The 22,150-nt window shown below is 41.6% G+C and carries 19 protein-coding genes; all 19 read left to right on the forward strand.

Annotated features, from left to right (window positions below; all coding sequences use genetic code 11):
* The first annotated feature begins 280 nt into the window (after positions 1–280).
* The 19 genes from ACHKAR_RS09320 (at position 281) to ACHKAR_RS09410 (ending at position 21,961) form a co-directional block, all read left to right on the forward strand.
* Positions 281–1,570: an agmatine deiminase family protein gene (locus tag ACHKAR_RS09320; RefSeq protein WP_395417182.1), complete on the forward strand. Its 1,290-nt coding sequence runs from the start codon at positions 281–283 to the stop codon at positions 1,568–1,570.
* Positions 1,571–1,738: 168 nt separating this feature from the next.
* Entirely contained in the window at positions 1,739–2,512 is a 774-nt protein-coding gene (locus ACHKAR_RS09325; protein WP_395417183.1) for a hypothetical protein, read from the forward strand.
* A 242-nt stretch (positions 2,513–2,754) separates the two neighbouring features.
* A complete protein-coding gene (locus ACHKAR_RS09330; protein ID WP_395417184.1) occupies positions 2,755–3,462 on the forward strand; it encodes a hypothetical protein in 708 nt (235 codons plus the stop codon).
* Positions 3,463–3,686: 224 nt separating this feature from the next.
* A complete protein-coding gene (locus tag ACHKAR_RS09335; RefSeq protein WP_395417185.1) occupies positions 3,687–4,232 on the forward strand; it encodes a hypothetical protein in 546 nt (181 codons plus the stop codon).
* 239 nt (positions 4,233–4,471) lie between these two features.
* The gene (locus ACHKAR_RS09340) at positions 4,472–4,894 is read left to right on the forward strand and encodes an Imm63 family immunity protein (protein WP_395417186.1); all 423 of its coding nucleotides are present in this window, start codon (positions 4,472–4,474) and stop codon (positions 4,892–4,894) included.
* A gap of 268 nt (positions 4,895–5,162) precedes the next feature.
* On the forward strand, positions 5,163–5,744 hold the full coding sequence (locus ACHKAR_RS09345; RefSeq protein ID WP_395417187.1) for a Crp/Fnr family transcriptional regulator: 582 nt from the start codon (positions 5,163–5,165) through the stop codon (positions 5,742–5,744).
* Between the two features lie 127 nt (positions 5,745–5,871).
* Positions 5,872–6,744 (forward strand): pirin family protein, encoded by an 873-nt coding sequence (locus tag ACHKAR_RS09350; protein WP_395417188.1) that lies wholly within the window; start codon positions 5,872–5,874, stop codon positions 6,742–6,744.
* A 54-nt stretch (positions 6,745–6,798) separates the two neighbouring features.
* Entirely contained in the window at positions 6,799–7,728 is a 930-nt protein-coding gene (locus ACHKAR_RS09355) for a DUF5996 family protein (RefSeq protein WP_395417189.1), read from the forward strand.
* 10 nt (positions 7,729–7,738) lie between these two features.
* A complete protein-coding gene (locus tag ACHKAR_RS09360) occupies positions 7,739–8,236 on the forward strand; it encodes a GNAT family N-acetyltransferase (protein WP_395417190.1) in 498 nt (165 codons plus the stop codon).
* A gap of 238 nt (positions 8,237–8,474) precedes the next feature.
* Complete coding sequence (locus tag ACHKAR_RS09365) at positions 8,475–8,927, forward strand: hypothetical protein (RefSeq protein WP_395417191.1); 453 nt, start codon at positions 8,475–8,477, stop codon at positions 8,925–8,927.
* The gene (locus ACHKAR_RS09370) at positions 8,920–9,135 is read left to right on the forward strand and encodes a helix-turn-helix transcriptional regulator (RefSeq protein ID WP_395417192.1); all 216 of its coding nucleotides are present in this window, start codon (positions 8,920–8,922) and stop codon (positions 9,133–9,135) included. Before ACHKAR_RS09365 ends, ACHKAR_RS09370 begins: the two co-directional genes overlap by 8 nt.
* 412 nt (positions 9,136–9,547) lie before the next feature.
* Positions 9,548–12,409 (forward strand): M16 family metallopeptidase, encoded by a 2,862-nt coding sequence (locus ACHKAR_RS09375; RefSeq protein ID WP_395417194.1) that lies wholly within the window; start codon positions 9,548–9,550, stop codon positions 12,407–12,409.
* Between the two features lie 132 nt (positions 12,410–12,541).
* The gene (locus tag ACHKAR_RS09380) at positions 12,542–13,582 is read left to right on the forward strand and encodes a PIN domain-containing protein (RefSeq protein WP_395417195.1); all 1,041 of its coding nucleotides are present in this window, start codon (positions 12,542–12,544) and stop codon (positions 13,580–13,582) included.
* Between the two features lie 199 nt (positions 13,583–13,781).
* Positions 13,782–14,816: a hypothetical protein gene (locus ACHKAR_RS09385; protein WP_395417196.1), complete on the forward strand. Its 1,035-nt coding sequence runs from the start codon at positions 13,782–13,784 to the stop codon at positions 14,814–14,816.
* 249 nt (positions 14,817–15,065) lie between these two features.
* Complete coding sequence (locus ACHKAR_RS09390; RefSeq protein WP_395417197.1) at positions 15,066–15,992, forward strand: hypothetical protein; 927 nt, start codon at positions 15,066–15,068, stop codon at positions 15,990–15,992.
* Positions 15,993–16,280: 288 nt separating this feature from the next.
* Positions 16,281–18,053, forward strand: coding sequence for a helix-turn-helix domain-containing protein (locus ACHKAR_RS09395; RefSeq protein ID WP_395417198.1), 1,773 nt, complete (start codon positions 16,281–16,283; stop codon positions 18,051–18,053).
* A 116-nt stretch (positions 18,054–18,169) separates the two neighbouring features.
* Positions 18,170–19,144, forward strand: a complete 975-nt coding sequence (locus tag ACHKAR_RS09400) for an NAD(P)-dependent alcohol dehydrogenase (protein ID WP_395417199.1) — start codon at positions 18,170–18,172, stop codon at positions 19,142–19,144.
* 205 nt (positions 19,145–19,349) lie between these two features.
* On the forward strand, positions 19,350–20,009 hold the full coding sequence (locus ACHKAR_RS09405; protein WP_395417200.1) for a hypothetical protein: 660 nt from the start codon (positions 19,350–19,352) through the stop codon (positions 20,007–20,009).
* 947 nt (positions 20,010–20,956) lie between these two features.
* The gene (locus ACHKAR_RS09410) at positions 20,957–21,961 is read left to right on the forward strand and encodes an IS110 family RNA-guided transposase (RefSeq protein WP_395417201.1); all 1,005 of its coding nucleotides are present in this window, start codon (positions 20,957–20,959) and stop codon (positions 21,959–21,961) included.
* The last annotated feature ends 189 nt before the right edge of the window (positions 21,962–22,150 follow it).

Consider the following 22,150-nt stretch of genomic DNA (forward strand, 5'->3'; position numbering starts at 1 on the left):
AATACATTAAAATTTTTGGGTGGGGTGAATAAGAGCGTTAAAACTAGGGATGGCCCTTATTGGAAAACACGAGAAGCAAGTTAAGCAACAGGTTTACACAGTGTTTATGGCTCTAAATTAACAGAAGAATCTGAAGAAACCCTGAAGAAATGTGATAAGTACGGTTATTATTCATCTAAACATCCCATATCATCCCTGAGATTGCATGTATGGTACCGGTTCACTACTTTTAACACCTTTAGCTGAAGGACACACACTTGAGCATCACACGCCAACAAACATGAGAATAACCCTATTTATTACTGCCCTCCTACTCCTGTCTTGTGCCACCCACAGCAATCAACCCGACTCCTGGACAGTGATACGGCAGCCTGCCGAATATGAAGCGGTGGATGCAGTCTGGCTGATCTGGCCACCAACAGAGCATAAGCATGGTGAATCTGTGCAAAAGGTCACTCTGGCGGTGATAGAAGCGCTCATCGATGACCTGAATGTTATTGTCACCTGTGGGGATAAAGCGCTTTGCGATGAAGCCCGGAAGGTGCTGAATTCAAGGTTTAAGGAAAGTCAAAACCTCACCATACAGGAAATCCCATCGGTGGAGATCTGGACCCGCGACATGGGCCCCACTTTCGTGGAAACAAGTGATGGCAGGCACGCCATTGCCGATTTCAATTTTAATGCCTGGGGGTATACCGATACGCTCGATACAGACACTCAAACTGAAGAGCTGTATGACACCCGTGTGGCCAATCTCTTGCAACTACCCGTCATTTCCAGCTCCATGATCAGTGAAGGGGGCAATCGTGAGGTGAATGGGCTCGGCACCCTGATGGTGACGGAGAGCGTGGAGCAGGGACGAAACCCTCACCTCTCCAAATCACAAATGGAAGCTGAGTATAGTCGTTTGCTGGGTGTGGAGAAAGTCATTTGGTTAAAAAGAGGCCTGCAGGAAGATGATCACACGTTTCTGGGGCCCTTGAACACCGCAGACGGCACCAAAGCCTATACCGTAGTAACCACCAATGGGCACATTGATGAATTTGCCCGGTTTGTCAATGACTCTACCATCCTGCTGGCGCAAGTGGACAGCTCGGAATTTGATAACCCCATAGCCATGGAAAACCACAGGAGACTGGAGGAAAATTATCAGCTCTTGCTACAGGAAACTGATCAGGACGGGAATCCATTCAACATCGTGAGAATACCACTGCCTGCGACAGTCTTTGATGAAATGGCCCCCGGGGATTACGTGTACGACTATATCAAAACCCTGGATTACCGGGATGGTAGCATCTTTCCTGAAGGGGACACCATCGCGGTGGTGGCTGCGGCCAGTTATTTGAATTTTCTGATCACCAATACCATAGTGATCGGGCAAAAATATTGGCGTGAGGGAATGACCGATGAAATCAAGCGGAAAGACGAACAAGCCAAGGGTGTATTAGAGTCCCTTTTTCCGGATCGTAAGGTCGTCATGCTGGATGCGCGGGCCGTTAACCTCGGTGGAGGCGGTATACACTGCTTCTCCATGCAACAGCCCCGGCTCAAACCCAAAAAATCAATCTAAGATGAACTCAGTAGGCAGCAAACGAGTAGTACCCTTATTCCATATAATGGTTTGTTCGGAAGTTGAAAACCGTTAGATTTGGTAGTGTTACAAGGCGCATAACAACCACTGGTGGTTGTTAGCCGGTTGTTACCTGCCATATCTTCAATGCGCATATTCGGAACCATAATGATATTGATAACCTTCTCTTCTGTTGCGGTTGGACAGATAGCAGACTTCTATTTCTTCAACTATGCGAACACTGAACCAAGTGTTATCAGACGAGAAAATATTGTCGAATGTAGAGTTTACGATTCTTCAATAGAACGAGACTCCACGAACAAGGCATTAAAGTATATCAAGAAGTATAACTCCAACGGATTTCAGACCTCTGAACTTGAATACTGGAACGGAGATACCACGGATATTGATGAACAATATTACAAGTATGATTCTGCTAATAGGGTTGTTGAGTCAACCTACATCATGAATCAACCATATGACGCTACTAAGACAACTTACGAATATGACGAACTTGGCAATCTGATTTTGACCTGTGATTACTCAACTATAAGCCCAAAGGTTGAATTTGAGCTAGATTCTTGCATCACTCTTGAATACAACAAAAAAGGAATACTTTCAAAGACGTCCAGCACTAACGGGATCATTTCAACATTCAAACTTAAGAAAGGAACACTTCTCGAATATTCTGCTGAAGGGTTGTTAGAAACAAGATTTGAAAACGGACAACCAACTGAGAAAATCAAAGAAGATGGATTTGCTCATTATTTATGGAATTCTGATATGAACCTTATCCAAATAACCTCCCTTAACCTCAACTTGGACACAATTAGGGTTTCAACTTATGAATATCGGAACGGCCTTCTGATTTCGAACAAACAAACGAACTACGAAACTGGAAAATCTTCTGAATACCTCTACGAATACATAACAAGCAGGTAACAAGCGATATAGCGAATGGCCAAACTGCCTATCTGATACGTTTGTGCAATCCGACCGTGACCCTGCCCATTCTGCTTGCTTTTGTGCTTCTAGACACTTCATTCTTTCTGGACTTTGACTTTCAGAACGCAGTGCTTCGTAGATGCCGTTGTAGGTGTTGGGCAGTTTCACTATTTTACTGCTTTTTACAGACGGATGTGGCCACTCGCCATATCTGATCGTTATCCTCAATTACCTTCTAGATGAAGAAGTTCTTAATTCATATCAGAAACTGGATATTCACCTCACTAATCGTTGCTACTCTGATGGGTTCTGTAATGACACTATTTATTGTTGTCAGTGAAGAAGCAACATTTGAAGAAATTACACTAAGTGATATCAGATATGGTCTGGTCTTAGCATTTATTACATCGGCGTTTGTCATTTATCCAATTTTTGGGCTCATGTTAAGGCGATCCCGATCAACTCCGGCTCAGGAAATAAACCATGAAAATGAAAAACCAGATATAACGAACAGTTGGCCTGAATTACTGAAGACATCCTTCAAATGGGGTTTAATCCTTTTCATTTTAGTTGCTCTAACTAACTACTTAACTCAGAACAACTTCGATATTTTATTTTCTCTAAAATATGGATTTGGTGGTGGTGTACTTGCTGCTTTATTCACCCGAACTCTTGTCAACGCTTTCCTTAATTCCAAGGAACCTGCGAAAAGTGATATTCCAGAACAAACCAACACAACGAATCAACCCGTACTTTTCAACTGGATAGTCGCAACAATTTCCTCAACCTTCGTCTTTTTAATGGGTGCCTTTCTTATTCATTCGAACATCTACAGTGAATACACAGACAAACTAATTAACGTGTATTTTCCAACTGCCATAATTCTTGGTGTCGCACACGGACAATGGGTACGAATCAGGAACAACAAAATAAAGAAAAGAGGATAACAAGCGATATAGCGAATGGCCAAACTGCCTATCTGATACTTCAGCGCAACTTGACCGTGACCCTGCCCATTCTGCCAGCTTCTGTGCTTCTAGTCACTTTCTTCTTTCTGGATTTAGACTTTCTGAACGCTGTGCATTGTGGATACTGTTGCGGGGGTTGGGCAGTTTCACTACCTTGGTAGATATTTGAAAGGGTATGGCCACTCGCCATATCTGATCGTTATGTGGAATTACCGCAACTCGAGAGAACTCAAGGAACTTTCATGAACCTTCCATCAACTACCGAACTAATTCAATGCCATAGGGGAACGACCAACTTCAACTATGATTTAGTGGTGGACTGGGCTATTGAACTTCTGGAGAACAACATCGAAACTGAATCTATTCTGATTCTTGCCTCATTTTCAAAGCCAGTTGACTCCCGTGATATTATCAACTATCTCGATAGTGCCTTAAGGGAATTGAACCTGCCTATTCTAACAGGAGAAGAAGCTCTTAATGGACAGGTGAGATATCGCCTAACCCAAGTTCTGCATGATAACAAAGTTCGAGATCAGCTGACCTATCTGTACAACCTAACTCTTGAATCTGATTACAAAAGTGAGCTAATGCCATTTTACCTTGTTTACCATGGTTGGTGGGAATTTGAAGACTTGGGCGCTAACTACTATTCGAAAGGACAAACAGTAGAACAACTCCAAAACGAACTGAAGGAAGAAGCTCTCAAGTGGCTAAACGAACACCACCCAGACGAACAAAAATCCACATAACAGACTGTATGAGGCATATGCTTGCGTGCTTTCTACAAGCTGCATTTGAGCTTGACCGTGAGTCTGCCACCGAGGAAATTTTCAGACATTTGCCATTCTCAGCTCGCGGGATTTTTTCACTTTCAGAACGCACTGCTTTCTACAAACCTTGGAAGCACCGGCAGACTTCACTATTTTAGTGCTGTCCACAAAGTGTGAGCACACGCCTCATACATGGGCGTTACAGGTAATCACTCTTCATGGCGCAGATATCGAAATCGCAAATTGAATCAGAACTTCATCGACTCGCTGAACTCATTGGAACGCAACCGAACCAACTTCCAACTGTAGACGACAACCAAGACTTTGCTAGGCCGAATATTTCCTTTTCATCGGATGGAACTCTATACTACGAAGCATATGAACGGGGCGAACAACTTTTCAGCATACCTGCTTTTGACCTAAAGCATTTGATGTTTATGGTGTTTAAGGACACAACTTTCTCGATGGCAGTAGAACACGAACGTAAGAACCGGAATCCAAACGAAGATTTCCGGCGACAACTCTTTTCGAAGCAGGTTGAACTCATGCGAACACTTAACTCAGACTGGGCTGATCGAACTCAGAAGGAAATCGACGCAACACTTCGAACTGCTCCTTTTAACGATGAACTAACTGCCTAATGGGTAACTGTGAAATACCTGTAACAGGCGATATAGCGAATGGCCAAACTGCCTATCTGACAGTTCAGTGCAACGCGACCGTGAATCTGCCCATTCTGCCAGCTTTTGTGCTTCTAGGGACTTTTTTCTTTCTGGATTTTGACTTGCAGGACGCAGTGCATTGTGGATACTGTTGCGGGGGTTGGGCAGTTTCACTACATTAGTGCTTTTTACAAAGGGTATGGCCACTCGCCATATCTGATCGTTGTAGGTAATGCTATAACATAAAATGCACGATAGACTCATTGAATACATCAACCAATATGCCTTATTCCCACTTAATGATCACGAAGTGGATACCATCAAACGTGTTTTTGTGACAAAAAAGCTCAGGAAGAGGCAGTACTTTCTGCAAAGTGGTGAAGTATGCAAATATTACGGGTTTGTTGTCAAAGGTGCTATGAGACAATACAGTGTGGATGAAAAGGGGAGTGAGCATATCGTACAATTATCAATAGAGAACTGGTGGGCTGGCGATCGGGAGAGTTTCACCAGGCTTACACCATCATTGTATTATATAGATGCATGGGAAGAGACGGATTTACTCCTACTGACACAGACTGACCTGATAGTTTTGGATAAGATACCGGCCTTTTTAGAGATGAAAGCCAAGATGGATGAGAATCACCATTTTGCCATGCAAAAAAGAGTAAATGCAAGCATTAGTCTATCTGCTGAGCAACGCTATGAGGCACTGGCTCAGATGTACCCTGAATTTGTACAGCGCTTTCCACAGCATATCATTGCCTCTTATCTGGGCATCACCAAAGAAACGCTGAGTCGGGTCCGGGGTAGTACCACCAAAAAGTAATCTCCAAATGGCTTAACTCTTGTTGACTTTTGTCAACGTTTTTAATTACGATTTGTCATCGTTTTTAGCTGCATACTCTATGCAACTTTACGTTATTACTTGATAACTATCATTGACAGACAATAACATGAAGAAGCAAATTAGTTTTTCCGGAAAAGGCCAAAGGGCAGATATCGGTGAAATCAGCATCCATCGTATTCTACCCAATCGCTATGCAAATGCCGTTGGTCCATTTGTCTTTCTTGACCATATGGGGCCACTTACCCTAACCACTGAGATGAAAGCCGGTACAGGTGCTCACCCCCACCGGGGGATAGCTACACTCACCTACCTTCTTAGCGGACAATCTGAGCACTTCGACAGTGCTGGAAATCATGCCATTGTAAGATCTGGCGGAATCCAGTGGATGAAATCAGGAAATGGGATTATCCATGATGAAACCGCCAATCCCGATTCGGAAACGAATAATCCAGCGATGCATGGGTTTCAATTTTGGATCAACCTTCCATCACATATCAAAGCAGAACAACCAGAGTATATGGCTATTCAGGCCAGTGAAGTTCCACAACGAATATTGCCCGGCAACCGTGGTTGGATCAAGATTATTTTGGGTCACTATGAGCAGCTAAAATCAAGTATCCCGGACTATACTGCACAGTTTCTATATCATATCCATCTCGAAGGGAAGCAGCAGCTTTCCGTTCCTTTCTCTGAGAAAACAGAAGTAGCCGCATTCTTACCTACGCAGAATGCCAGGCTTAACGATACGGAATTTACAGCAGGAGAATTTGTGGAGTTTGATCATGAAGCAGGAGAAATTGAAATCGCCAATACTTTACGAGAGCCAATAGACATTCTCCTTTTTGGTGGCGAACACTATGATGAACCCATTGTAGCACAGGGTCCTTTTGTGATGAACACACAGCATGAAATCTCACAAGCCTACAATGATTTTTATTCTGGGAAATATGGCAGAATCAGTTATCAAAAACAAGCTTAAAGTGATAATGAGGTAATCATCTTTAACTAAGCTTATAAAATAAAACGTAATAGAATGAGTAATTCAGCCCCATTGCCACTCCTAACTTATAAAGGAAACGAACAAAAGAAAATGACCTTACATCTGTTTTTACAGATCATGGGGAAGATCCGCCTGAGGTTAACGCCTCGAAAAAATCATTGGTGGTATGTAACCGAGTATGTGTCCACAAAAGGCATAACTACTGGCTCCATACCCTACAACGAGGGTCTGGATACTTTTGAAGTCACGATCAATGTACATCAACACCAGTTGGAAGTGAGCAACAGTAAAGGCGAGTTTGCCAGTTTTCCACTCCTGCATGGCTTGAGTATTTCAGATTTCTACAAACAACTTTCTGAATTTCTCAAACGATTCGACATTCCAGTTTCGATAATAGACAAGCCCTTTGACCTGAACATTGACCAATCTTTTGGCGAAATCGAGGAGTATCACCATTATAGTGAGGCATATACCAAAGACTTCTGGCGCATCCTGCTTTGGGTGGATGGAATTTTTAAAGCGTTTAGTGGGCGCTTTTACGGGAAGACTTGCCCGGTTCATCTTTACTGGCATTCTATGGATTTGGCAGTCACCCGCTTCTCGGGAAATCTGGCACCCGCTATGCCTGCGACGGCCAGGTTATCAGACAAAGATGCTTACTCGCACGAGTGCATTAGTTTTGGTTTCTGGGGAGGAGACGAAAACCTACCCGAACCTGCCTTCTATTCTTACACTTACCCTTCTCCTGAGGGAATTGATCTGGAACCTCTGAAGCCTGCTACTGCTTCCTGGGTTTCCAGTAATGGAAGCCCAATGGCAATTCTAACCCTTAATGATTTGTTAAAATCGACTGCCCCACGTACAACTCTTCTTGATTTCCTTGAATCTGCCTACATGGCTGGAGCCCAAAAGGCCAACTGGGATATCGAGAAATTGAAAGTACCAGAACTGCATACCATTTAAAATTGAAAATATGATAACCAAAGAATATTCAAACGGTGAAGTAACCATCCTGTGGAAGCCCGAAAAATGTATCCATTCGGGAATCTGTGTAAAAACATTGCCCAGTGTATACCATCCCAAAGAAAAGCCATGGATTAATCCCAATAATGCGAGCAGTCAGGAGCTAATCAATCAGGTGGCCAAGTGTCCGTCTGGGGCACTGAGCATTAAGAAATCAGAAGCAATGGTTAGAATTGAACAGGTGGAGAACAACAACAAAGGACGTTTTTCTATCTATGAGAATGAAGAATTTGCCGGAGAAATGACCTATGTATGGGCTGGAACATCCAAATTTATCATCGACCATACGTTGGTAGAAGAAAAGTTTGGAGGTAAAAAGTACGGTCACAAGATGCTGATGAAAGCTGTGGAATTTGCCAGAGAGAAGGGAGTGAAGATTCTACCGCTCTGTCCATTTGCCAAAGCTCAATTTGAAAAAAACAGTAGCATAGCAGATGTTAGATATTAAAGTCACTACCGCCAACAAACACTATCATCCATAAGCTTATTGAGCTGTTTGCAAAGGCTGGTGCTATAGGATACTTTTATAGATATTTAAGAAGTCCAGCTTACGGATGATAGTTGAGCGTTGTAGGGCATTTCAAACATCACTCACTTTAACTTCTTCATAAAAATTTGCATGCATCATGTTTTTTTGAAACATTTGTAACCTGTAGGTATCTTTATAAAACCTTTAAGTTACAATTATGACAACTGTAGAAACACAAATTGAAGAATTGGAAAAAATGAGAAGCAGGTGGCTCCTAATTAATTTGATCGGATTTGTTCTTTGGGATGGATTCCGAATTTTTGATAGCTACTTAATAGAAGGAGGACTTGCAACTCACTTTCAAATAATATACTTATTTGGTTGGTTGACCTGGACACTTGGTTTAGTTCAATTAACTCGGCTCGGATTTAAAGCCAAGAAAGTAAGACAAGCGTCACAAATCCTCAACGATGAATTGGTCGAGCTCTATCGCCTAAAATCATGGCGGTTAGCTCTATTCGTAGTTCTTATAACCCAAGTGGTAATAATTGCTTTATCCTTTTTATCATTTGATGTTTCTGGTATTCTATCTGCTGAAATATCCATTTTTGCAGCCGTGACGGCTGCTCTATCAGCTTTTACCTATTACCAAATATTCACAAATGACTGAATTCGGGCTTAAGAATACCATAAAGGTGGAACGGGCTAAAAAAAACATGACTCAAGCCGAATTGGCTTTAAAAGTTGGCGTATCTCGAAAAACCATTAACACGATTGAAACTGGAAAATTCATTCCCTCTACGATAACTGCAATCAGAATTGCCAGAGCCTTTGATCTGGAAATAGAGCAAATTTTTGAACTTGTATCAAATGAATAACAGCCCTACAACAAACACTATCATCCATAAACTTATTGAGTTGCAAGTTTTTTAGAGCTTGCGATTGTCTACGCACGAACTTCCAACCTCGAACGCCAAGACCTATTCGACAAATTGACTTATCCGGTTTCGCAAAAATGACAGATACCTAACAAGCGTGGCTGCTCATAACACTCCACCCTCATTTGAATTGCCTGCCTAGAATAAGCATGGTGAGTCACCTTCCCTACCGAGCCATATTGCAGTGCCGCTAAGAAATCCTTCGTGACATGTGCGGTTGTGTATCGGTACAGAACCTCATAGGCCCTCATACCCCATAATGGTTTGTTCAGCAGTGTAAAACCACTAGATTTGATACAAGCAGGCAACGGCTATTGGTGGTTGTGACGCCTTGCATCAACGGACATCATATATGAGAACACTATTGTTTTTTCTCTTCATTTCTCTCTCTTTCCTGGTCAATGCTCAGTTCAACAACACTCTGAAAGTTGAGCAATTCACGCTCAAGAATGGGTTAAAAGTGTACTTAAATCAAGACACCACAGCATCCAATGTATTCGGTGGGGTTTTAGTCAGAGCTGGATCTATACATGAATCTCCGGATGCTACAGGTATGTCCCATTACTTAGAACACATGCTGTTCAAAGGAACCCAAAACCTTGGTACAACTGATTTCGAAAGTGAAAATGTCCACTATCAGAAAATCATCAACATGTACGAACAGCTGGAAACGGTGACTGGTGGTAAAAGAAAGAAAATACAAGATCAAATCAATGCCGAATCAATAGCAGCTGCCAAATATGGGCTGCCAAATGAGTTCTCGGCCCTAATGAAAAGCTTAGGATCCACACAAGTCGGTGCCTTTGCTGATTATGACGTTACTTTTTACTACAGCTATTTCCCGGCACGCAACATGCAGCATTGGATCGACATCAATGCGGAACGGTTTATCAACCCGGTTTTCAGAACATTTCAGTCCGAACTGGAGGTTGTTTATGAGGAAAAAAACAGATGGGACGATGACTATGAAAATGCACTCTACACTACCTCCCAGGAAATATTATACCCGAACTACACATACGGCCTTTGGCCAACCATCGGAAAAACTGAACATCTAAAAAACCCTTCATTGACCAAAATGCATGAGTTTTTTAACCGGCATTATGTCGCTGACAATATGGCCCTGTTTCTGGTAGGAAATTTTGATACTGCTATAGCAAAGCAATCCATAGAATCATCTTTTTCCAAGCTTCCATCAGCAGATTACGAACCCATTGAATTCCCGGACTACCAACCCATGAGTGGGGAAAGAAGGAAAGAAATTAGTGTCACCCCTTTTCCAATGATCAGTATATTGTTTCCCATCAAACGAATCCATCACAAAGATCGTCCAGCCCTGGATGTCGTGATTTATTTATTGAGTAACGAACAAAAAACAGGCATCTTAGATCAACTGGAAGTCGATAATAAGGTCCAGCAGCTAAACATAGAAATTGATGAGCATGCCTTATCGTCATCTCTCAATATCCATGCTGTCCCCAACCCTAAGTCATCTTTGGATGAAACTAAATCACTGATACTGGATGAGATTACAAAACTTAAAGACCTTGATTTCCTGAATGCGCGCTTAAATGGAGCAAAACAAAACCTGATCAAGGACTTTTGGCTGGAGCTGGAAGACCTTGAAGCGAGAGCGCTACTCATCGCAACCTGTGATTTTCTCAACCTCTCCTGGGAAGAGGCATTAAAGTACCCCAACGAAATAGAAAACATCACTGCGGACAATGTGTTGGCAACCATCGATCAGTATTTCTCAAAGAATTACGGGTTTTTAATCTCAAAAAAGGGACAACCTAAAAAGGACAATCTGACCAAACCTTCACTAAAGCCTATCCCTACCCTACAGGCCAGCTCTTCAGATTATGGCAGAAACCTTTTGGACAAGCTTTCAAAAGAAATCAGTGAACCGCTTACCATTGATTTCAATTTAGCAGATACCTTTTCCATTGGCTCCAATAAGGGGATTGCCATTAGAAACGCGATAAATGACTTGTTCTCTCTTGAGATACGGCTGCAAACAGGGTGGCAAACAAATCCGGCACTCCAACAAACAACAGATCTGTTGTCCAGAATAGCCACCAAACAGCGCTCAAGAGAGGAACTGAAGTCTGCCTTTGAGTCCTTAGGTTGCAGTTTCATGGTTTCACTGGAGCGCGATGAGGTGATCATCACCCTCGATGGATTGGAAGCCAATCTTCAAGCCTGCTTAAAGCTGGTAAATGAACTGCTGGTTGAACCAAAAGTCACACCCGGTTCGATTGAATCAGTTTATACGACAGAAAAAATCAAACGGGAAGAAGAAAAGTCTAGTCCCTTTGTGTTGGGCTATGCCCTCATTCGATACGCTGTGTTTGATGATCAGACCAGGTTTCGGAGGAGAACGCCTATCGAGACCATTAGACTAACCGAACCAGAAGTCTATGAACAAAGGATCAGTGAGCTTTTGCAAAATACCATTCGAATCAACTATTTCGGATCCAAATCAAAAGATGAACTGAGGACGTTGCTTCAGAAAGAACTCCAAATAACACCTGGCCAAACACCCGCCACTTCCAATCAATCAAGCATACGAGAAATCTCTCAAAACAAGATTTTCCTGATCAATGACTCAAAAATCAGACAGAGTCAGGTATACTTCTATTTGAAGGGAGACAGCATTGACCGCAACCAATATCCATACATTGAGGCATTCAACACCTACTTTGGTGAGTCGCTCACAGGAGTGGTTTATCAGGAAATAAGAGAGTACAGATCCCTGGCGTACAGCATTTTTGGCAGGTACATCAGGCCCAATGGTGCAGATGAGCAAGGGTATCTGGTTGCTGGTTTTGGGTGTCAATCCGATAAAACCGATGAAACAATTGAGGTGATGATTGACCTCCTGAAAGAGTTTCCACATCGAGACGGCAGGATCGAAACATTGAGATCAATAAAAATGGAAGAAATAGTGACCAACTATCCTGCACCCAGACAACTGGGAGCTAAGATTTTAGCGTATCAAAATATGGGATATACCAATGACCCCAATGAACATGCCTTTCATGTTTACAAAGACCTTAAAATGACTGACCTGGCCAAATTCTACAATTCACAATTTAAGGATCAACCCTTTGTGATCACTATATATGGCAATAAGTCAGATCTGGATATTCAAAAGCTAGCCTCAATTGGCCAGCTAGTTGAATTAGAGCTATCGGATATCCTTACGGATTAAAGTATGAAAAGTATAATCCACATATCCATGGGCTTGATCAGGATTTAAAAACCACTAGATTTGATACAAAGGGTAACAGGCATTGGTGGTTGTTAGCCGGTTGTTAGGAGTAAATACAGTGCAGTACAACAAATGGATATTATATTAGATACAAATATTTTTCGCGCTGATATTCCTCTTAAGAATAAGGATTTCGATGTTTTGCTAGATTATTTGGAACGAACAGGTTCCAATTTAGTCATGCCGCAAATTGTTCTGGATGAAACAAAAAGTCTTTACAAGAGAACATTAATTGAGAGACTAGAGGCATTCCAAAAAGCCGGAGACAAGCTGAACTTAGCACTTACAAGCTCTATTGAAAATATTGTTCCCGATCTTGATCTGGACCAGGAAGTCGATAAGTATATAGAATTCGTGAAGAAACGTTTGAAAATATCTGAACGAAAAATAATTCCGTATAACAACGACTTTCTACCAATTATTTCCAAAAGGGCTATAGATAGAACCAAGCCCTGTGGAGATGATGGGCAGGGGTTTAGAGATGCTTTGATATGGTTGACTGCAATTGAGTACGCCAAGTCTTGTCATGAGAAACAAGTCATTTTTATTAGTCTCAACACCTCCGATTTTGCGAACAGTAGCAATGAATTGCATGAATCGCTTCGGGAAGAATGTGAAAAGGAAAATACTCGAATTAATTATTTCCGAACAATTAAGGATTTCATTGTACAGCATTCAACTAAAACTGAACATATAACGCTTGATTGGATTAGTGATCATATCGACCTTGATGAAGTTGCTGAACACCTTTGCGATATTGCAGGAAGCAACTCAAGATTGATTTCCTCTTTTGAACGTGATACTGGTAATGAAAGTACTGGTCATCTTAATGCTTTTAAGGCTCATCCTTATGACTTGAATGATTTATTCATTTACGAAATGATCGACAATACTTTGATAGCCAATGTAACAGCTAAGATGGAGCTAGAAGTAGAAATTGAGTATTATGTCCCAGATTATAGATATGAAGAATATCCAAGTTATGACGGTTCAACAGCTTACAACTGTTTGGAAGTGGATGTATACTTGGCAATTACTATTGAAAATGAAGAGGTATCTGAATGGGATATTTCTGAATGGGATTTCTACAGCAATTGGAATAGATACTCCTAACATATGCTATGAATGAATGGGGTCTCATCGGTCAGGGTATTTTGGTAGGGATTGGAAAGTCCGCCACAAGTTTTAAATTTGAAAGAAAGCGTGGCTATAAGCGAGACGAGAGGTTAGTGCTTTTTAATCCCCACTCATCATAGCTAGACGTTATATGCCATACTCACTACTTAACTCATGAACTTGAACTAAAAATTCAATGGTTACAATCGGAGAAATCATTGAGAAATTGAAAGTTGAAATTTTCCCAAATCCGGTGGATAAACTGGAGAAAATTTGTCACGAGCGTGAACACGGAATTAAGACGTACCTTGACATTTGTGGGTCGATTTTTAACGATCATGTCCAGTTCAAACTGAACCATGAAGGATCGGTTTCCTATTGGAGAAATGCTCGAATAGAACAAAATGTTAAGAAGATTGGAGATTACGTCGAACTTCTGGTTCAAGAATTAGACAAGGACAGAATTATTGGTCACTGTAAACATCATGATCGCTTCCTATTCAGTCCTTTTGACCCAGATATTATCTTCATTATTTTCTACTCCTTTCATGGGAGTCTAGTTGCTGATTCATTATGGTCCGGTGACATTACAGTTGATGAAGCAATGAAAATGTCAGCTGGAAAACTTGATCTTGATACTTTAGGAAAACATCTTCCTAACAAAGTCAAACGGACAAATGATGAAGTAATCCCATACTTCAAAAATTCAATTTATGAACGCCATAATGCAGCTTTGAAAGAAGTCCTGATTTGTCATAAGAAGAAGCTCAATAAAGCTTGTAATCTTCTACTTATGACAACAATTGAAGGTATCGTAAGGGACTTGGCTTCATTTCTCAACAAAAAGCAAGAACTCCACCTGGATCTTAATGATCCCAAATTCAACTCGCTGGATAGCCTGTTAAGAAAGGGAGAATGGAAGGATGATTTTGAAATATCCAAAACAGAACTGGAAATCATAACCCAAGAAAAAGAACCTCATTTATTGAATCACTCAATTCCTATGGATTTCCAAAAAATAGGAATGATTGGAAAGGATAAAATCAAGGTGAACTTAAAAACAAGATTAGATTTCCTGAGAAGAAGATTTAAAGAAGATCGTGATATGATCCTTCATGGACAAATGTCTGACTATTCTAGTAACTGGCATTTATTCATCAACTTCTCAGCACTCCTTGAAGTGTTTCGAGTGATTCAACACTATGATAAACTTTACGGAAACGGCAGGTAACAGACGCTCATCCGCCATGTGTCAAAGTGCTTTCTGAAAGTGCATCGAGACTCGCCCACGATTCTGCCCATTCTGATACTTCATCGCTCGTAGCATCTTTTGCAGTTCTGGCCTTTGACTTGCGAAACGCAGTGCATCGTGGATACTGTTGTGAGGGTTGGGCAGATTCGCTACTTTAGTGCTATCCAGCAACTGTCCGACACACGCCGGATAGCTGGTTAGCGAAAACCCCTTAATCGAGAGGTTCACATGAAACCGCATAACCTATATAATCCACTTGAAGGCTTTGATTTTGAACTTCTGAACGATTCAGAATTCAAGGAAGATTCGGTTCGTGAAGAGATTATTTTGCCAATCATCAGGGAACTGGGTTATTCAGCCCAGAAACCAAATCAAATAATTAGAAGTCGAAGTTTGCTGCATCCATATGTTGCAATCGGCTCGAAACGAAAGGAAATTTACATAATTCCAGATTACCTATTTGAAGTTGATGAACGATCAGCTTGGATACTCGATGCAAAATCTCCGAACGAGGTAATTACTAAATCCAAGCACGTTGAACAAGCTTACTCCTATGCAATTCACCCAGAAGTAAGAGTAAAGTTTTTCGCTCTTTGTAACGGCAAAGAGTTTGTACTTTATAACATTGAAAAAGTAGAGCCAATGCTACAATTTAGAATAGAGGCTTTACCACTTTATTTAGGTGATCTTAAACGAATTCTTTCGCCACCAACAGTCTTTGATCAAAGTCAACTAGTGGTTAAGAAAGATCTTGGATTACATCTGAAGAGATTAGGTTTTGATCAGTTTGAAAGTTTAGTATTTCCGAATGTACCGATAACGCAAATTGGTCAACTGGATCACGACCTTTTCACATTAGCTGGTTCGGTAAAGGACAATGGCGAATCTTATGTAGTTTCATTTGATTTTGGACAGGTTGCCTTTAAACAACTAATACCGTTTATTCCTGAAGAAGCCGTAAACAAACTTAGTGTTCGGAACAATCAATTTAGACAAGCCATCAACTTTGCAAATCAAGCTTTTCTCGTTAACATAGAATGTGTCATCGGGAACAAACTTGAGGAAAATGAAATGGAAATATTCCTGCCAATGTGGGTGAATAACTTTTTATCTGACGCTCAACTCGAACAGAAAATCGAGAATGACTTTCGCTAGCACAAATCCGCCTCCCAATAGCTATCAGGAGTGCTTTCTGGCTGGTTTCCATGTAAGTCGACCATGAATCACTCCCCCCGGAGAGAGTTCTGGGCGGTTTGGAGACTTCAGCTTGCGGGAGTTTTCCCCCTTCTGAACGCAGTGCTTTCTACAAACTTTGGAAGCACCCCCTTGCCGGGCGCCCCTTGCCGGGTGCGACAGATTTCCCTATTTTAGTGCTATAAGCCAGTGGCGAGACTCAGCGCCATACACGGGCGCTAGAGCCAATTAGCAACGACTCAATTGAAATTGAACGATCAAAAATCCATAGCAGTCCTCCCTTTTCGTGACCTAAGTGTAGATGGTAGCAATGAATTCATCTGCGATGGTATCTCGGAGGAGATCATCAATGCACTGGCCAAAATCGATGGCCTGAAAGTCATCTCTCGCACATCCAGCTTCTTTTTCAAAAACCACAAAGCTTCTCTTGACGAAATTGCCACGAAACTAGGTGTAGCAATCCTTTTAGAAGGTAGTGCACAGATTCATGATGGTAAAATTCGAGTTCGTGCCAAGCTAATAGATGTAGAAGAGGATACACATTTCTGGTCAGAGACCTGGGACCGAAAGCTGGAAAACCTTTTTGAAACTCAAGATGAAATCAGCTTGCTTATTGCTGATAAAATTCGAGAGCAATATGGTCATTTGAACATCTCCAGCCAGCTGGTGAACAGCCCTACAAAGAGTGTTTCATCGTACGAGCATCTATTAAAAGGGCGCCATCATTTCTACAAGTGGAACCCTGAGGATACTCACCTGGCCATTGAGCACTTTGAAAAATCCATAGCACTGGATGAAGAACTCGTAGAGGGTTATCTCGGGATAGCCGACAGCTATAGCTTTATGGCCGTTGCGGGTTTTGCCCCACGTGAAGAAGCATGGCAAAAAAGCATAGCAGCTATCACCTCAGCGAAAAATCTCGATCCTGACCATGCTGGACTCAATTACATGCTGGGCATGCAGTACCTCTTCACTGAGGCAGATTTTGCCAGAGCTATGCAATATGGCATGAGGTCTCTGGCGGCCAAGCCTACCTACTCAGAAGCCCATCAGTTTGTTTCCTTTCTTCATTCTATTAAGGGTGACTTTAAAAAGGCCTGGGAGCATATTCATTATGCCAAATCAATAGACCCACTGAATCCGGAGACCAAATTCTATGAAGCTAATTATTACTATCGGGTGGGCGAAAATGACAAAGCCAAAGAGATTCTAAACGAATTGCTGGAAGCCAATGACAAAAACCTTCCAGCCATTCTCGTCAATATCTATATCCTTATTCAGGAGCGTCAACTCGAATTAGCTTGCCAGACGATCGATAAAATCCCTGAGCAGGCCCTTACCCCAGATGAAAGACTAGGCCTCTTTGCCCTGATCGATGCAAAGGATGGAAAAAGCACTACTCATTTGCAAAAGCTGGAAAAGCATGCTCAGGAGCCAGAAGCCCACCATGCTCACGCCTATCTGTTCCTTACCTATGCCAATCTGGGTAGATATGACGATGCGTTTAGTGTTTTAGAGAAACTTTTTGAAAGCACCTCTTCTATCCTCCTACTTGCTTTTAGTGATCCGTTGGGAGTGCCGATTCATTCAGAGTCAAAATATTTAGAATTTCACGCCAGGGTTTATCCTAAAATCGGAGAAAAAACAAAGGTCAAAAAAGCCAGACAGTCAGATCACACCATCACAAAAGAACAGGTAGAGAAAATACAAACCTATGTGGAATCTGAGCGACCGTACCTCAACCCTTCACTCACGCTGCGTACGCTAGCTGAGCAAGTAGAGATTCATCCTAATCAGCTTTCATGGTTATTGAATGAATCTATTGGCAAAAACTTTAACGAGTTTATTAATCATAAGCGTATTGAACACTTCAAACAACTCGTCCTTGATCCAGACAATTCACATATTTCGCTGATCGGGCTGGCCTACGAGAGTGGCTTTAACTCTAAGACCGTTTTCAATACAGCATTCAAAAAAGAAGTAGGTATGACACCTAAAGAATTCCAGAAAAGTCAGGCATAATCAGGTTTTTAGTTCCGAATTATAATTCCGAACCTCTTCTTAATATACCGAACATTTACCCTTTCACCTCTTCCTTTCTTTGTCATGAATTAAAGATTTAAACCATGACACAAACAATGAAAGCAACAGTAGCCACAGGGTATGGATTGCCTGATGTGCTGCGATTACAAGTAGTACAAAAGCCCATACCAAAATCCGATGAGGTATTGGTGAGGGTAATGACTGCCGCCGCTACCACAGCTGATGCCATGATGCGCACCGGAAAACCCTATATAGCCAGACTGTTTGTAGGGATAACCAAACCCAAAAAGGCCATTCCCGGAACCGGTTTTGCTGGAGTCGTTGAGCAAGTTGGCCAAGGAGTCACTGCATTTAAAATGGGCGATCGAGTATTTGGAGAAACTACTTTTGGATTCAGCTCCAATGCAGAATACCTGACCATATCGCAGAATGGTGTCATTCTGCCTATGCCGGAAAATCTGGATTTTTCTGAGGCCGCTAACTTCTGCGATGGTCATTTGACTTCCTATAATTTCCTGAAAGAAATTGCTAAAGTGAAGCCCGGACAGAAAGTATTGATCAATGGGGCCTCAGGTGCACTGGGGACTTCCGCCATTCAAATCGCCAGGTATATGGGAGCACACGTCACAGCAGTGTGTAGTGGTAGAAATGTTGGATTGGTGCGGTCCCTGGGTGCTGATGAGGTGATTGACTATTTACAGAAAGATTTCACCAAGAGTGACAGAAAATACGATTATGTGTACGACACGATTGGGAAAAGCTCCTTTTCAGCGTGCAAAAATATCCTCTCAGAAAAGGGTATCTACTTATCCCCTGTTTTGAAATTTTCTTTGCTACTCCAAATGATTAAAACGTCACTTTTTGGTCAGAAGAAAGCAAAGTTTGAAGCCACAGGTGCCAACAAAGAAGAAAAGCTCCGCTACCTGCTTTCAGAAGTGCTGGATATCTACAAAGAGGGAAGGCTAAAGACAGTCATTGATCGCCAGTTTCCATTAGAAAAAGTAGCTGAAGCTCACCAATACATAGACTCAGGTCGGAAGAAAGGCAATGTGGTCATTGTGACCGCTTGAAATAAGTCAAACCCCATAAATCATACTTGCGATAATACGGCAAAGAATTCCGCTGTTTGCTTCATAATTTATAGCTCGGCTCCATAGTTTTTATGCCTTCCGCATATCTTATGCATTTGGCTCCATAGCTCATAAATCTCACTTTCAGTCCTTCCTGACCTTTGTGAAAATTAATTAATCACGTAAACATCAAAAAATTAAGACCATGAAAAATCTATTTACAATTCTTCTATTTGCTTGCACGCTTAGTGCTTTTGCTCAAACCAGCTCACCGGAGAGTGTAGAAACTGAAGTAGCCCACAAGTGGAGGGTAAGTTTACCTTATTTTATTATGACAGATCGCATTGGGCCGAACTTTGGAGACTGGGACGCTCACACAAGTACTCAAATGATAGAGCTCCATGTAAAGCGTAATCTGGATAATAAGAATATCATAGGATTGAAACTTGCCACCTGGCGATTGTTTCAACCGATGGGGATCCAGTGGTGGGATGGTCTACTGGATAAGTTAGAGACAGAAAGCGAATTCTATCCAGGACATGTGCGAGAAACAGGAATAGGTGTAACGTACCAACGCATGCTATGGAAGGGGCTATTCGCAACTGTTGAAGTTTTACCACAATTTCAAACGTATCTGGATGAAAGCGGTGATAAAATTGGTAACGATTTCAAACTTTATAATTCGTATCACTTGGGCTACCATGTCTCCATTGGTAAGAAAAAACGATTTTTCATAGAACCTCAGGTTCATTGCCAGCACTGGATGTTTGACAGCAACGCTCCTGCTGGATTTAAGGAGCTGGACGATAAATGGAGAAACTACTTTCTTTTTGAGCCCAATATATACGTAGGGTTTAATTTCTAAAGTTTAGCTGCCTTGGAGCAGCGTGGGATATGCCAAAAAAAATCTACTGAGAACGGCTCATAACGTGATACTATGTTCAAATTAAAAACAGGAAAGAACGAAGTACTCCTTTATGGCCGTTAATGGTTTGTTAAGGATTCAAAAACCACTAGATTTGATATAAGCAGGCAACAGCCATTGGTGGTTGTGAGCCTGTTGTTAGCACACATGCCACGTATCGCATATGAATCCTGAACTTTTGAAGTATTTGATATTTGGATTTGGCTTGGGAACTGCTCTGTTCTCATTCACCTTTTCAGATGACCTGATGAACCCGAACTTTTATCGAAGGTGCTTAACGGCTGGGATCGTATCTTTCATTCTTGGCTTAACATTCGAACTCACGAACTCTTTTAACGTGCCTAGTGGAATGACACTGCTAATTATGTCAGCAGCACTGCTACACTTGATTCCATTTGAACTATTTAGAAGACTTTTCAAACACTACACTGGAACGAACCCCTACGTAACCTCAGCTTCTAGCTCAACTGGAGGAACTCCAATTGGAGGTTTTTGGCATAAATATCCGAGGAATAGAAAAATCCAATCCTCAGATTTTGCCTTTAGCTTTCTGCAAGCTCTCGTTCCAATTTTCACATTTATGCTTCTTGTATTCCTGATCAAGAACTAAGAAATACGTGTGCTAACAGACCTTTAGATTCACCCCATTGAATTATTTCAAGATTAGGACATAGCTTAATGTTCTAAAATTATGTTTAACCAGAAAGGATACTGATAGGGGAACATTAACTAACAGGCCAGGTTTTGAAACCTAATTAGCGATTAAATCCCCTATCAGATTATTTGGACAAACTTCAGGTAGAAATTAGGAACACCCCTTTCGGGTAAGTCCATTAACAAGGTTTAGAAGCACATCCAAATCCATCCTTCTTAGCAATCTTAAAGTTATGGATTTTCAATTTTTCATCGGGGTGGATGTAAGTAAACTCACCCTCGACTTTGCGGTTTCCGATTCGCAATCAACGCGCTTTCATATTCAAGTCACCAATGATCTAAAAGGTATTCGATCATTTGTTGCCAGGTGTAAACAAGAAAAGGTTTCTCTAACCAACTCCTTGGTATGCATGGAACATACAGGCATTTATAATAACAACGCCATCCAATTCTTCCACCAAAAGAATGTTGCCATGTGTATAGAACATGGGCGACAAATCAAACAATCCATGGGAATGGTAAGGGGGAAGAACGATAAAGTAGACGCTTTGAGAATTAGTCAATATACCAGACGGTACCAAGATAAGATACAGCTCTGGGAGCCTGAAAGAGATGTTCTCGTAAAGATCAAGCATCTGACCGCATTGAGAAAAAGGCTCATCAACGCCAAAAATCAACTCAAAACCCCCATCAAGGAATCCGAAAAATGGTTACCAAAAGCGTTGGTTAAGGAAATGAATAATGTCAATCAGCCTGCTGTCAAAACCCTCCAAAAACAAATCAAATCTGTAGACCAAAAATTGAACGCAATTATCGCTTCGGATCAGCAACTAAACCATTTATTCAATATAGTAACATCCGTCTCTGGAGTGGGGCCAGTACTTTGTTATGAATTACTTCTGACCACTAAAGAATTCACATCAATCAAAGATCCAAGAAAGTATGCCTCCTATGCCGGAGTAGCTCCTTTCGATAACCTATCTGGAACAAGTCTCAAAGGAAGCAAACGAGTCAGTCCAATGGCCAATAAAGCCGTCAAGAAAATACTTCATATGGCAGCTCTCTCAGTGGTAAGTAGAGAAGGCGAAATGACCGAATTCTACCGACGAAAAGTTGATGAAGGAAAGAATAAAATGGCAGTCATAAATGCAGTTAGAAATAAAATTATCCATCGCGTCTTTGCTTGCGTTAGAAAAAATCAGAAATATGAAGAAAATTATAAGGGCCAACTTGCATAAGGCGTAGAAATCACTATCGGTTATGTGCCTCCCGATAGCTATCGGGAGTGCTTTCTGGCTAGTTTCAGTGCAACTCGACCGTGAACCTGCCCATTCTGCTGACTTTTGTGCTTCTAGCTACATTTTTCTTTCTGGCGTTTGCCCTGTGGAACGAAGTGCTTCGTAGATACTGTTGCGGGGGTTGGTCAG

The organism is Marinoscillum luteum, from assembly GCF_044005705.1.
Classification (GTDB): domain Bacteria; phylum Bacteroidota; class Bacteroidia; order Cytophagales; family Cyclobacteriaceae; genus Marinoscillum; species Marinoscillum luteum.

What these genes read in the sequence shown, in the direction of transcription:
- ACHKAR_RS09320 (WP_395417182.1), top strand. Translation starts at nt 281, where the DNA reads ATGAGAATAACCCTATTTATTACTGCCCTCCTACTCCTGTCTTGTGCC.
- ACHKAR_RS09325 (WP_395417183.1), top strand. Translation starts at nt 1,739, where the DNA reads ATGATATTGATAACCTTCTCTTCTGTTGCGGTTGGACAGATAGCAGAC.
- ACHKAR_RS09330 (WP_395417184.1), top strand. Translation starts at nt 2,755, where the DNA reads ATGAAGAAGTTCTTAATTCATATCAGAAACTGGATATTCACCTCACTA.
- ACHKAR_RS09340 (WP_395417186.1), top strand. Translation starts at nt 4,472, where the DNA reads ATGGCGCAGATATCGAAATCGCAAATTGAATCAGAACTTCATCGACTC.
- ACHKAR_RS09345 (WP_395417187.1), top strand. Translation starts at nt 5,163, where the DNA reads ATGCACGATAGACTCATTGAATACATCAACCAATATGCCTTATTCCCA.
- ACHKAR_RS09350 (WP_395417188.1), top strand. Translation starts at nt 5,872, where the DNA reads ATGAAGAAGCAAATTAGTTTTTCCGGAAAAGGCCAAAGGGCAGATATC.
- ACHKAR_RS09355 (WP_395417189.1), top strand. Translation starts at nt 6,799, where the DNA reads ATGAGTAATTCAGCCCCATTGCCACTCCTAACTTATAAAGGAAACGAA.
- ACHKAR_RS09360 (WP_395417190.1), top strand. Translation starts at nt 7,739, where the DNA reads ATGATAACCAAAGAATATTCAAACGGTGAAGTAACCATCCTGTGGAAG.
- ACHKAR_RS09365 (WP_395417191.1), top strand. Translation starts at nt 8,475, where the DNA reads ATGACAACTGTAGAAACACAAATTGAAGAATTGGAAAAAATGAGAAGC.
- ACHKAR_RS09370 (WP_395417192.1), top strand. Translation starts at nt 8,920, where the DNA reads ATGACTGAATTCGGGCTTAAGAATACCATAAAGGTGGAACGGGCTAAA.
- ACHKAR_RS09375 (WP_395417194.1), top strand. Translation starts at nt 9,548, where the DNA reads ATGAGAACACTATTGTTTTTTCTCTTCATTTCTCTCTCTTTCCTGGTC.
- ACHKAR_RS09380 (WP_395417195.1), top strand. Translation starts at nt 12,542, where the DNA reads ATGGATATTATATTAGATACAAATATTTTTCGCGCTGATATTCCTCTT.
- ACHKAR_RS09385 (WP_395417196.1), top strand. Translation starts at nt 13,782, where the DNA reads ATGGTTACAATCGGAGAAATCATTGAGAAATTGAAAGTTGAAATTTTC.
- ACHKAR_RS09390 (WP_395417197.1), top strand. Translation starts at nt 15,066, where the DNA reads ATGAAACCGCATAACCTATATAATCCACTTGAAGGCTTTGATTTTGAA.
- ACHKAR_RS09400 (WP_395417199.1), top strand. Translation starts at nt 18,170, where the DNA reads ATGAAAGCAACAGTAGCCACAGGGTATGGATTGCCTGATGTGCTGCGA.
- ACHKAR_RS09405 (WP_395417200.1), top strand. Translation starts at nt 19,350, where the DNA reads ATGAAAAATCTATTTACAATTCTTCTATTTGCTTGCACGCTTAGTGCT.
- ACHKAR_RS09410 (WP_395417201.1), top strand. Translation starts at nt 20,957, where the DNA reads ATGGATTTTCAATTTTTCATCGGGGTGGATGTAAGTAAACTCACCCTC.